The sequence below is a fragment of the Streptomyces sp. NPDC020681 genome, assembly GCF_044334895.1.
Classification (GTDB): domain Bacteria; phylum Actinomycetota; class Actinomycetes; order Streptomycetales; family Streptomycetaceae; genus Streptomyces.
Genome location: NZ_JBIRTX010000001.1, coordinates 209,882 through 222,178, shown reverse-complemented (window position 1 = coordinate 222,178; position 12,297 = coordinate 209,882). Strand labels below are relative to the sequence as shown.

Genomic DNA, 12,297 nt, shown 5'->3' with positions numbered 1-12,297 from the left:
CCGGTCGGCGACTCCTTACCCGGCCGGCCCCGCACCGCCAAGGAGGCCCCGTGAACGCCCTCACCGCCGCCGCCCTCCGGCCCTCGCCGAAGGCGAGAAACGCGCGGCTGACCGATCCCGTCGTCGGCGTGTGGGTCGCGGCCCTCGGGGTCACGGTCATCGGGTGGATCGTCGTCGCAGCGCGTGGCGGGGACTTTCTCACCGTCACCAATGTCGTCGCCATCCTGCAGAACTGCGTCGCACTCGGCCTTGTCGCCGTCGGCCAGTCCGCCGTCATCCTCACCGGCTCGCTCGACCTCTCCGTCGCGTATCTCATCAGCCTCGGCACCCTCGTCGCCGCCGAGACCATGCAGAGCGGCGGCGTCGTCACCGCCGTCATCGCGGTACTCGCGCTCAGCGCCTGCGTCGGGCTCGCCAACGGGCTCATCGTCACCGGGCTGAAGGTCAACGCCTTCATCGCCACCCTGGGCACCGCGTTCATCCTGCGCGGCTGGATCGAGGACAACTACACCGGACCCGCCGGCAAGGTCCCCGCATCCTTCCAGCATCTCGGCTACGACCGCATCGGGCCCGTCCCCGTATCCCTCTTCCTGCTCGCCGCCGTAGCAGCGGCCGTATGGCTGATCACCCGCCGGACCCGCCTCGGGCACCACATGTACGCCACCGGCGGCGACGAACACGCCGCCCGGCTCTCCGGCGTACGCACCCGCCGCACCGTCGTCGCCGCCCACGTCCTGTGTTCGCTGTGCGTCGGCGCGGCCGCGCTCTTCCTCGCCGCCAGGCTCGGCGCCAGCGCGCCGTGGGCAGGCACCGAGGCGCGCTACGACCTCGAGTCGATCGCCGCCGTCGTCCTCGGCGGCACCGCGCTCGCCGGCGGGCGCGGCGGAGTCGCCGGCACCCTCGGCGGCGTCCTGGTGCTCGCCGTACTCGACAGCATCTTCAACCAGCTCTCCGTCGACCCCTTCTTCAAGAACGTCGTCCGCGGCGTCGTGATCATCGCGGCCGTCGCGCTGTACGCGCGCCGCTCGACCAGGAGGCCCGCATGACGACGGCAACAGCGTTACAGGGCAAGCGAGTGGTCCGGGCGCTCGGCACCGGCACGCCGGTCTACGTACTCCTCGCCGTCCTCTTCGCGGCGCTCGCGCTCACCGACCCCGGCTTCTACGAACCCGACCGCTTCCTCGCCTTCGTCAAACGCGCCGCACCGCTGGTGATCCTCGCCGCCGGCCAGTATCTGGTCATCGTCTGCGGCGAGTTCGACCTGTCCGTCGGCGCGATCGTCACCGCGGGTGTCGTGGTCGCCGCCGAGGTCTACGGATCCTTTCCGTCCGCGCCCTGGCTGCTCGTCACCCTCCTCCTGCTGGCCGCGGGCGCGGTCGTCGGCCTCGTCAACGGACTGATCACCACCGCTCTGAGGGTGCCGTCCTTCATCACCACGCTCGGCATGATGCTGATCCTCGAAGGCGCCGTCTTCTTCTGGACCGGCGGCTCCCCGCACGGCGCGCTGCCCACCGCCTTCCGCCAGCTCGGCCGCGGCACCGCCTTCGGCTGGCTGCCGTGGGCCGTTCTCGCCTGTCTCGTCGCCGGAGCGGCCGCGGTCCTGCTGATGCGCTCCGACTTCGGGCGCACGCTGGTCGCCACCGGCGACAGCGAGCGGGCCGCGGCACTCGCCGGCGTACGCGTGGCCCGCGCCCGAACCGTCGCGTTCATCCTCTCCGGCACCGCGGCAGCCCTGGCCGCCGTCCTCGTCGGAGGCTTCTCGGGAGTCTCCGCCCAAGCGGGCCGCGGCTATGAGTTCGAGGCCATCACCGCCGTCGTACTCGGCGGAGTGGTGCTCGGCGGCGGCCGCGGCTCGGTCGTCGCCGCCATGGCCGGGGCCTTCTCGCTCCAGGCGCTGTTCACGTTCCTCAACCTCCGGGGCGTGTCCGGCGCTCTGGAATCCACCGTCCAAGGGCTCATCGTCATCGCCGCCGTGGGCCTCGGAGCCGCCGACTGGTCCCGGCTGCGCCGCCGCCGTACGCACCCCTCGGGAGGGGAACCCTCATGACCGCCATCCGTACGATCCGCAGGCGCGCCCTGGCATCCGCCGCCGCGCTGCTCACCACGGCGTTCATCGCGTCCTGCACCAGCGACGCGCCGCCCGATTCCCCTGCCGGTGCGACCGGCGCGTCCGGGGCGAGCAAGGACTCCGGTACCGGCGCCCAGTCGAAGTTCTTCCAGCAGACGGAGTACGACCGTCAGCTGGCCCTCGGCAAGCAGACGCCCGAGGGCCCGGCCGGCAAGCCCTGGGAGCAGATGCTCAGCCCGCAGCTGACGGACACGGCGCAGTACAAGAAGCAGGGCCAGGGCATCCATCTCTGCTTCTCCAACGCCGGTGTCTTCAACCCCTGGCGGCAGGTCGGCCTGAAGAACATGCGGGCCGAGGCCGGGCTTCACAAGGAGATCACCAAGTTCACCGTCCTGGACGCCCAGGGCAAGGACGACAAGCAGATCTCCGACATCCAGGAGCTCGCGGGCCGGGACTGCGACGCGCTGATCGTGTCGCCGAACACCACCGCCACGCTGACCCCGGCCGTCAAACAGGCCTGCGCCAAGCTGCCGGTCATCGTCTTCGACCGGGGTGTGGAGACCGACTGCGCCGTCACCTTCATCAACCCGATCGGGGGCTACGGATACGGGGCCGTCGCCGCCGACTTCCTGGTGGAGAAGGTGAAGCCCAAGGGCAAGATCCTCGCTCTGCGGATCTCGCCCGGTGTCGACGTCCTGGAGACCCGCTGGTCGGCGGCGAAGGTTGCCTTCGACAAGAGCGAACTCGACGTCGTGGACGTCAAGTTCACCGACGGCGACCCCGCCAAGACGAAGTCGATCGTCACGGACGCGCTGACCCGGCACGGCGACATCGACGGAGTGTGGATGGACTCCGGGGCCACGGCGGTCGCGGCCGTCGAGGCGTTCGAGGACGCGGGCAAGGACGTACCGCCGATCACGGGCGAGGACCAGCAGGACTTCCTTCAGGCGTGGAAGGACAAGAAGCTCACCGCGATCGCGCCGACGTATCCGACGTTCCAGTGGCGCACACCCGTGATCGCCGCGCTGAAGATCCTGAACGGTCAGCAGGTTCCGAAGGAGTGGAAGCTGCCGCAGCCCACCGTCACGCAGGACACCCTGGATCAGTATCTGCGGCCGGGCATGCCGCCGCTGCACTACGCGATGTGCGGCTGCGAGAAGCTGCCCGGATTCCCGGAGAGCTGGGGCGGCAAGAAGTGATGCCCCGTCCGATCGGCGCGAACCCGTGGATCTGGCACTCTCCCGTGTCCCTCGAGGCGCTTGCCGACGTCCTGCCGCGCCTCGCCTCCTGGGGCTTCGACTGCGTCGAACTCCCGCTGGAACAGGCCGGGGACTGGGATCCTGCCGCGACCGCGAAACTGCTCGACGCGACCGCTCTGGCACCGGCGGCCGTCATCGCCGTCATGCCTGCGGAGCGCGATCTCGTACGCACCGACCCGGCCACCGTGCGCGCCACTCAGGACTATCTGCGGCGCTGCGTCGACGCGGCGAGCGAGGTCGGCGCACCGGTCGTCGCGGGTCCCGTCTACACCGCCGTCGGCCGCACCTGGCGGATGGACCCCGGCGAACGGAGCGCGGCCTACGAGGAGTTGCGGGAGAACCTCGCACCGGTCGTGGACCATGCGCGGGCCGCCGGTGTACGGATCGGCGTCGAGCCGCTCAACCGCTATGAGACCAGCCTGCTCAACACCGTCGCGCAGGGTCTCGAAGCCCTCGACGGACTGGATCCGGGGACCGTGGGACTGGCCCTCGACACCTACCACCAGAACATCGAGGAGCACTCGCTGCCCGGCGCCGTACGGCAGGCCGCCGGCCGGATCGTCCATGTCCAGGTGTGCGCCAACGACCGCGGCACGCCCGGCGCGGACCATCTCGACTGGCCCGGCTTTCTCGAGGCTCTCGACGAGCACGGTTACCAAGGGCCGCTGTGCATCGAGTCGTTCACCGCGCACAACGACGCCATCGCCGTCGCGGCCTCTGTCTGGCGCCCGCTCGCCGGGAGCCAGGACGCCATCGCGACCGACGGTCTCGCCTTCTTGCGTTCCCTGCTCGCATCCCCACCAGAGAGGACCGGCTCATGAGCTGTCATGCTCGTGACATTCGCCGGGCGGTGATCGCCGTCGTCGCAGCCCTGCTGCTCGCGGTGACCGCACTGCCCGCCACCGCCGACCCCGCCGCCAAGGCACCCGCCTTCCGCGCGCTGCTCTTCACCAGAGCCGTCGGCTACGTCCACACCTCCATCCCGGCCGGCATCCAGATGTTCAAGGAGGAGGCCGCCGAGAACAACTTCGAGGTCGTCCAGACCGAGGACCCCACCGTCTTCGACGACGAGAAGCTGAAGGACTTCGACGCCATCGTCATGCTGCAGAACTCCGGCATGGTCTGGGACACCGACGCCCAGCGTGAGGCCATGCAGAAGTACGTACGCGGCGGAGGCGGCGTCGTCGCCATCCACAACACCCTCGACATGGGCGTCGAGGAACAGTTCCCGTGGTGGGACGACGCCATCAACGGCGGCGCGCACATGCCCGCCCACTCGCCCGGCGTCCTGCAGGGCACGGCCAAGGTCGCCGACCAGGTCCACCCCTCCACCAAGGGGCTTCCCGAACGCTGGGAGCGGCCCGAGGAGTGGTACAACTTCGACAAGAACCCGCGCGGCGACGTCCATGTCCTCGTCACCGCCGACGAGACGACGTACAACCCCGGCGGGTCCGCCATGGGCGCCGACCATCCCATCTCCTGGTGCCGCAACACCGAAGGCGGCCGGATCTGGGCCACCGCGATGGGCCATGACATCCCCTCGTACAGCGAAGCCGCCTTCCGCGACCATGTCGTCGGCGGCGTCAAATGGGCCGCGGGCAACCAGCCGGGCGACTGCGGCGGCACCGTGTGGAGCGGCTACGAGAAGGTCACCCTCGACGACAACACCGCCGACCCGATGGAGCTCGACGTCGCCCACGACGGCCGCGTCTTCTACGCCCAGCGCAACGGCGAAGTGAAGGTCTACGACCCCGCATCCCACTCCACGGTGAGCGCCGGCAAGCTCGACGTCTACGCCGGCGGCGAGGACGGCCTGGTCGGCATGGAGCTCGACCCCGGCTTCCGGACCAACCACTGGATCTATCTCTACTACGCGCCGGCCGCCGCCACGGAAGACGTCAACCGGCTCTCCCGGTTCACGGTCAACGGCAACACGCTCGACCTGGCGAGCGAGAAGAAGATCATCGACGTCCCGGCATACCGGGACCGCACCTTCCCGGAGCCCGGACACACCGGCGGCGCGGTCGAGTTCGGCCCCGACCGCACCCTCTATCTCGGCGTCGGCGACGACACACCGCCCAACTACGACCCGAACTGGCAGGGCTACGCGCCGATCGACTGGCGGCCGGGCAAGCAGATGCTGGACGCCGCCCGCACCGCCGGCAACACCAACGACCTGCGCGGAAAGATCCTGCGCGTCAAGCCGCGCGACACCGGCGGCTACACCATCCCGAAGGGCAATCTCTTCCGCCCCGGCACCACGAAGACCCGCCCCGAGATCTACGCGATGGGCTTCCGCAACCCCTTCCGTTTCACCGTCGACCCGAAGACCGGCTATGTCCACGTCTCCGACTACGGACCCGACCGCAACCCGCCGGAGACCGAGCGTGGACCCGAGGGCCTCGTCGAGTACAACGTCATCAAGAAGCCCGGCAACTTCGGCTGGCCGTTCTGCCACGGCAACAACCAGGCGTACGCGCCCTACGACCCGGACACCAAGGTCGTCGGCCCCAAGTTCGACTGCGCCAAGCCGGTCAACCCCTCACCGAACAACACGGGCCTCAAGGACCTGCCGCCGCTCCAGCTGCCCGAAATCTGGTACGGCTACGGCGCGTCCAAGGAGTTCCCGGAGATGCGCACCGGCGGCTCTGCGCCGATGAGCGGCCCGGTCTACCGCTACGACGCCAAGAGCACGTCCGAGACCAAGTTCCCCGCCTACTTCGACGGCGCGAACTTCTTCTACGAGTGGTCGCGCAACTACATCAAGGAGATGCGCTTCGACCAGCAGGGCAAACTCCTCAAGATCAATGACTTCCTGTCCACGGTGAAGTTCACCAAGCCGATGGACATGACCTTCGGTCCCGACGGATCGCTGTACGTCCTGGAATGGGGCAGCTCCTTCGGCGGCGGCAACAACGACTCGGGCCTCTACCGGATCGACTACGCACAGGGCAAACGCAGCCCCGTCGCCAAGGCCGCCGCATCCGCCACCAACGGACCCACCCCGCTCACGGTCGACTTCTCCAGCGCGGGCAGCACAGACCCCGACGGCGATCTGCTCAGCTACGCCTGGGACTTCGACGGCGACGGGACCTACGACTCGACCGAGGCGAGTCCCCAGCACACCTACACGGCCAAGGGAGACTTCACCGCACAGCTGAAGGTCACCGACACCACCGGAAAGTCCGGCTACGCCAACATCCCGATCACCGCAGGCAACACCGCACCCAAGGTGACCATCGACTTCCCGGTCAGCGGCAAACTCATCACCTTCGGCGACAAGATCCCGTACAAGGTCACCGTCACCGACCCGGAGGACGGCCCGGTCGACTGCTCCAAGGTCACCGTCAACCCGGCCCTCGGCCATGACGACCACGAGCACCCGACCACCGACATCCCCGGCTGCGAAGGCACCGTCGACACCGGCGACCTCGGCGGCCACCCGGAGGGCGCGGACCTCACCTACGTACTCAACGCCAAGTACACCGACAAGGGCGCCGAAGGCACCTCGGCCCTCACCGGCTACGGACGCTCCGTGCTGCAGCCCGCGCACAAGCAGGCGGAGTACTACGACGCGCAGTCGGGCACCCGGGTCGTCTCACAGGAAGGCGCGGAGAACGGCAAACGGATCGGCGATGTGAGCAACGGAGACTGGGTGGCCTTCGACCCGATGAGCGTCGAAGGCGTGGACTCGGTCAGCTACAAGCTGTCCTCTCCGTACGGAGTCGGCGCGATCGAACTGCGTGCCGACGCCCCCGACGGACAGCTGCTCGCCACCACGCCCGTACCGAACACCGGAGGCTGGGACAACTACCAGGCCACCACGGCCGTCCCGGTGGCGGCGCTCGCCGGAACGCACAAGCTCTATCTCGTCTTCACGTCCCCGCAGAACAATTCCTTCGACGTGGACGCCGTGGAGTTCCACCGGCCCTAGGGAGGACCGGGCACCACAGCGCGCTGCGCGCCCAGTGTCTCCACTGGGCGCGCAGCGCGCTTCCCCCTCTGCGGCGGTCGGACTCAGCGAGTGCCGACCGCGGCACGCACGGCCCGCCGGGCCAGTGCGCAGTCGTCGTGCAGCCGCCGCAACAGCAGCCGCTGTTCCTCACCGGCCGACAGACCGCCGGCCGAGACGGCAGGGTTCGCGCCCGCGGGCGCGGCCTCCCGCATCGTCCGCTGCACCGCCGTCTCGTACGTACGGATCTCCCGGGTCAGCACCAGCATCAGATTCACCAGGAACGCGTCCCGCGCCGCCGGACCCGTCTGCTGCGCCAGCTGACTGATGTGCCGGCGAGCCGCCGGCGCGTCACCCAGCACCGACCACAGCGTGGCCAGGTCGTACCCGGGCAGATACCAGCCCGCGTGCTCCCAGTCGACCAGCACCGGACCCGTCGGCGACAGCAGGATGTTCGACAGCAGAGCGTCACCATGACAGAACTGGCCCATGCCCTGCCTGCCGCCGGCATGGGCGAGACCGTGCAGCAGCTTCTGCAGATCCCCCAGATCACGGTCGGTGAACAGACCCAGCTCGTGATAGCGCGAGATACGGGACGCGTAGTCGAGCGGTGCGTCGAACATCCCGGCAGGCGGCCGCCAGGTGTTGAGCCTGGCGATCGCGCCCAGGGCGGCGCGTACATCGGCGCGGGGCGGAGCCTCGGCCGGGTGCCGCGCAAGGGCCGCCGCCCGGCCCGGCATCCGCTCGATCACCAGTGTGCAGTTGTCGGGATCCGCGGCGATCAGCCGCGGAACCCGCACTGGCGGGCGGTGCCGGACGAAGGCGCGATATGCAGCTATTTCGTGCCTGAACCGCTCGGACCAGACGGGCGAGTGGTCGAGTAAGCACTTGGCGACCGCCGTGGTCCGTCCTGTTGTCCCGACGAGCAGTACGGAACGTCCGCTGCGGCGCAGCACCTGCACCGGATTGAACTCCGGGCAGATCCGGTGCACCGACGCCACAGCCATGCGCAGCTGCGCGCCCTGAGGGCCGGACAAGTCGATTCTCCCGCTGAGGGGTTGGCCGACCATTCCCGCCGGCCGACGAGCCCGCCCGGCCTGAGTGGGGTCGAGGAACGGTCCGGTGCCGGCCGGGAGTGCGGTGCGCGACGGCCGGTGTGGGGCGGACACGGAGGACGATGCTGTGTACATGGGGTGACAGATCCCTTCGTGCGCCGACAGATGCGTGCGCGGCCCCGCCCCGGCAGCCCGTCTGCACCCTGGGGAGTGTCGACCGGCTGCCGGGCCGGGGTGGCGCGTTCCTACGTCACACCCCGTGACGGGTGGCACACCATCTGGCGGACCCTGGCGAACCCTGGCGAATAGTCGCCACGCATCTGACAGGGGGTTACTGTCAACTCAGCCGAGAACCTGGGGGCTTGACGTGACCGGAGAACCCAACACCCGCCTCTGCGACCTGTTCGGCCTGGCCGGCTGGTCCAAGGGGGAACTCGCGAGACTCGTGAACCGGCAGGCGGCGGCCATGGGCCACCCACAGCTGGCGACCGACACCTCTCGGGTGCGGCGCTGGATCGACATGGGGGAGACCCCGCGCGATCCCGTGCCCCGCGTGTTGGCGGCTCTGTTCACCGAGCGGCTCGGCCGTGTCGTGACCATCGAGGACCTCGGGTTCGTACGGAACGGGCGATCGGGAAAGCGGCGGGACGTCAAGGCGGTTGACAACCCTGACGGCCTGCCGTGGGCGCCCGACCGGACGGCTGCGGTCCTCACCGAATTCACGGGAATGGACCTCATGCTCAACCGACGCGGCCTGGTGGGCGCGGGTGCCGCGCTCGCCGCCGGCTCCGCACTCAGCAGCGCCATGCACGACTGGCTGCACACCGACCCCGCACTCGCACAGGACGCCCCCCACACCGCGAATCCCCTGCATGCCGACCCCGCTGGGTTCGACCGCTACGAGGCCGCCCCCATCGGGTCGCAGGAGATCGAGGCACTGGAACGTTCGGTCGAAGTCTTCCGCGCCTGGGACGCCGCCCGCGGCGGCGGGCTCCAGCGCAAGGCCGTTGTGGGACAGCTCAACGAGGTGGGCGGCATGCTCGCCTACCGCCACCCCGACCATCTCCAGCGACGCCTGTGGGGCGTCGCGGCCAACCTCGCCGTACTCGCCGGCTGGATGTCCCACGACGTCGGCCTCGAACCCACCGCCCAGAAGTACTTCGTCATCGCCGCCCATGCGGCACGCGAGGGCGGCGACCGCCCGCGCGCCGGCGAAGCGCTCTCCCGCGCCGCCCGCCAGATGGTCCACCTGGGCCGTCCAGACGACGCGCTGGACCTGATGAAGCTCGCCAAGTCCGGCTCGGGCGAACAGACCCTGCCGCGCACCCGCGCGATGCTGCACACCATCGAGGCCTGGGCGCAGGCATCGATGGGACGTGGCCAGGCGATGCGCCGCACCCTCGGAGAGGCCGAGGACCTGTTCGTCTCCGACCCGGGCGACGTACCGCCGCCCAGCTGGATGCAGATGTTCGACGAAGCGGATCTGCACGGCATGGAGGCACTGGCGTACCGCACGCTGGCCGAGCACGAACCGTCGGCCGCGAACATCGCGCAGGGTCACGCCAAGCAGGCGCTGGAGCTGCGTGAGGGCGGACGGCAGCGGTCGAAGATCTTCGACTACATCTCACTGGCCTCGGCGTGCTTCATCGCCGACGACCCCGAACAGGCGGACCGCTACGCCAGGCTCGCGCTGGTGTCGATGGGGGAGACCTCCTCGCACCGGACCTGGGACAGGCTGCGCGAGATGTACCGGCTGACCGGGCAGTACGCGGGGTACGCGAAGATCCAGGATCTGCGCGAGGAAATCCAGCTGTCGCTGCCCAACAGCCCGGCGAAGCACTCCAGGAGCGCGGAAATCTAGCCGCCCGCCACCTTCCCAGGCTCGCGGCAACGACGCCGGAACGAACCTGGACCGTACCTGGACCGTACCTACCCCTCCATCCACACCTACACCTGACCGACTCTGCTACGAGCCGATCCTCGCGACCATCACACAGGCGTCGTCCTCGCGGTTGTCGCCACCGAACGCCTCGGCGACCCTGCGTACGCACTCCTGCGCGTCACGGGCCTCGGCGAACCGCGGTGCCAGCGCAAGCAGCCGGCTCGCGTCGTACTCCGCGGCGGCGCTCCTGCGTGTCAGTCCGTCGGTGTGCAGCACCAGCAGGTCGCCGGGGAGCAGTTGCAGTTCGGCCTGCTCGTACACGGCACCGGACGTCGCACCGAGGAGTACGCCGTCGGGCGGTGTCAGGGCGGACCCCGTCCCGTTGCGGAACAGCAGCGGGGCGGGGTGTCCTGCCTGCGCCCAGCACACGGTCCGGGTCGACGGGTCGAAGCGGCAGCACACCGCACTGCCCAGGGCCGGCTGGGTCGCCGTCTCCAGCATCTGGTTGAGATGGGCCATCAGCGCCCCGGGCCTGATCCCGGCCACAGCCATGCCGCGCAGCGCGCCCAGCAGCGTGGCCATCGCCGATGTGGCACTCACTCCATGTCCGGTGAGATCGCCGACGCTCAACAGTGAGTCGCCGTTGGGCAGTTGCAGCGCGTCGTACCAGTCGCCGCCGATCAGCGCGCTGTTCGCGGACGGGAAATAGTGCGCGGCCACGTCCAGTGCGCCAGGGCCGTCCAGCGGGAACTGCAAGGAGCCACGCCACGGAGGCAGCACGGCCTCCTGGAGCTCGACCGCGAGGCGGCGCTCCGCCTGCTCGAAGTGCTGCTTGCGCTGCAGCGAGTCACGGCTCTCGTGCATCGCGCGCTCACTGCGGCGCAGCTCGCTGACGTCCCTGAACACCGCCCACATCGAGGCGGTGGAGCCGTCGGCGTCGAGCACCGGCTCGCCCATCATGTGGACCGTACGCACCCGGCCGTCGGCGCGGACCATGCGGAACTCGCCGTCGATCGGACGGCCGTCGACAAGACAGTCCGTCACCATCGCGGTGAGCAGCGCCTGGTCCTCCGTGAAGACGATCGACGGCAGCTCGTCCAGAGTCATCGGGCCGCTCTGCGGGGCTCGTCCCAGGATCTGGTACAGCTCATCGGACCAGCTCACCTCGTCGGTCAGGAGGTTCCACTCCGCGCTGCCGACCCGGCTGAGCAGCGATCCGGTGCTCTGGGCGCCGTCCGCCTCATAGCCGGCGAGCTCTTCCTCGAACGCACCGACGACGTCCGTCGGCAGCCCTTCCTTGAGCTGGCCCAAGTGTGCGCCGAGATCGTCGAGATGGTGAACCGCCAGGTCGCACAGGGCGCGCTGCCAGCGGCCCTGCGGGTCGTCCTCGTCCACCACGGCGTCACGACGGACCGCGTCCACGTCCCCGCGCAGCCGACGCGTTTGAGTGATCAGCGCGTCGACGGTGCCGCGCTCGGGCGGCTGCGGGGCGGGACGGTCCGCGGACACATGGGACGGCATGTCGTACTCCGATACAGGCGCGGCTCTCACGGCCAGGTCTGAGACACGGTCTTCAGTCTGAACAAGGGACCGGTTACGACTGTTGCACAGGCTGCGACGGCCTGTAAGGGATTTGGCAACACTCGATGCGGTGGTGCCCGCGGTATATGCCACAGGCCGGACGGGTAGAGATCGGTTGGCGCGGCAGCGATGAGTTCCCGGTGGCGTCGGCGTCTTTACCCATGACGAGAGCGTGCGGCAAATCCGCCGCAGGCCCCAGGAGTTGGAGGTGCACCATGTGTCCGCATCAGCCCCCGTGCCCGCCCGCCGAAAGCCACGACCACGCCGCGGCACACACAGTTGTATCCCATCCCGAGCAAGGCTGGAGCCTGCTGTGCAACGGTGCGATCCTCTTCGAGGACCTGGGCGAGCTGCTGCCCGACGGACAGGTGGTCTCTCCTCGGCGCCCGGCCGAAGAGCGCGTACCCGTTGCGGCTTGAGAAGGTGAGTGCGATGGCCAAGGCTCCTCAGATCCGGATCCGCAAACCGGTGCGTGCCAAGCCCGCCCGCGATCTCGACCT

The 12,297-nt window shown here is 69.5% G+C and carries 9 protein-coding genes; 7 read left to right on the top strand and 2 right to left on the bottom strand.

The genetic code is table 11. The features are described from left to right. Positions 1 to 50 precede the first annotated feature (50 nt). The 5 genes from ACH4YL_RS00905 to ACH4YL_RS00885 are packed head-to-tail and all read left to right on the top strand — an operon-like array spanning position 51 to position 7,261. Complete coding sequence (locus ACH4YL_RS00905) at positions 51 to 1,046, top strand: ABC transporter permease (RefSeq protein WP_398503457.1); 996 nt, start codon at positions 51 to 53, stop codon at positions 1,044 to 1,046. After that, positions 1,043 to 2,047 carry an ABC transporter permease gene (locus tag ACH4YL_RS00900; RefSeq protein ID WP_398503455.1) on the top strand — a complete coding sequence of 335 codons (1,005 nt, stop codon included), beginning with the start codon at positions 1,043 to 1,045 and terminating at the stop codon, positions 2,045 to 2,047. Before ACH4YL_RS00905 ends, ACH4YL_RS00900 begins: the two co-directional genes overlap by 4 nt. Then, positions 2,044 to 3,267 carry an ABC transporter substrate-binding protein gene (locus tag ACH4YL_RS00895; protein ID WP_398503453.1) on the top strand — a complete coding sequence of 408 codons (1,224 nt, stop codon included), beginning with the start codon at positions 2,044 to 2,046 and terminating at the stop codon, positions 3,265 to 3,267. Before ACH4YL_RS00900 ends, ACH4YL_RS00895 begins: the two co-directional genes overlap by 4 nt. Then, a complete protein-coding gene (locus tag ACH4YL_RS00890; protein WP_398503451.1) occupies positions 3,267 to 4,148 on the top strand; it encodes a sugar phosphate isomerase/epimerase family protein in 882 nt (293 codons plus the stop codon). The genes ACH4YL_RS00895 and ACH4YL_RS00890 overlap by 1 nt, the downstream gene beginning before the upstream one ends. Next, positions 4,145 to 7,261 carry a ThuA domain-containing protein gene (locus tag ACH4YL_RS00885; RefSeq protein ID WP_398503449.1) on the top strand — a complete coding sequence of 1,039 codons (3,117 nt, stop codon included), beginning with the start codon at positions 4,145 to 4,147 and terminating at the stop codon, positions 7,259 to 7,261. Before ACH4YL_RS00890 ends, ACH4YL_RS00885 begins: the two co-directional genes overlap by 4 nt. Positions 7,262 to 7,344: 83 nt before the next feature. Here ACH4YL_RS00885 and ACH4YL_RS00880 read toward each other — a convergent pair whose 3' ends face one another. Further along, entirely contained in the window at positions 7,345 to 8,469 is a 1,125-nt protein-coding gene (locus ACH4YL_RS00880; protein ID WP_398503447.1) for a phosphotransferase, read from the bottom strand. A gap of 232 nt (positions 8,470 to 8,701) precedes the next feature. On the opposite strand from ACH4YL_RS00880, the gene ACH4YL_RS00875 reads away from it, so the two are divergent. After that, positions 8,702 to 10,195, top strand: a complete 1,494-nt coding sequence (locus ACH4YL_RS00875) for a hypothetical protein (protein ID WP_398503445.1) — start codon at positions 8,702 to 8,704, stop codon at positions 10,193 to 10,195. Positions 10,196 to 10,300: 105 nt separating this feature from the next. On the opposite strand, the gene ACH4YL_RS00870 is transcribed toward ACH4YL_RS00875, so the two are convergent. After that, positions 10,301 to 11,737 (bottom strand): PP2C family protein-serine/threonine phosphatase, encoded by a 1,437-nt coding sequence (locus ACH4YL_RS00870; protein WP_398503443.1) that lies wholly within the window; start codon positions 11,735 to 11,737, stop codon positions 10,301 to 10,303. Between the two features lie 275 nt (positions 11,738 to 12,012). Here ACH4YL_RS00870 and ACH4YL_RS00865 point away from each other — a divergent pair, with 275 nt between their 5' ends. Continuing rightward, positions 12,013 to 12,216 (top strand): DUF5999 family protein, encoded by a 204-nt coding sequence (locus ACH4YL_RS00865; protein ID WP_398503441.1) that lies wholly within the window; start codon positions 12,013 to 12,015, stop codon positions 12,214 to 12,216. The last annotated feature ends 81 nt before the right edge of the window (positions 12,217 to 12,297 follow it).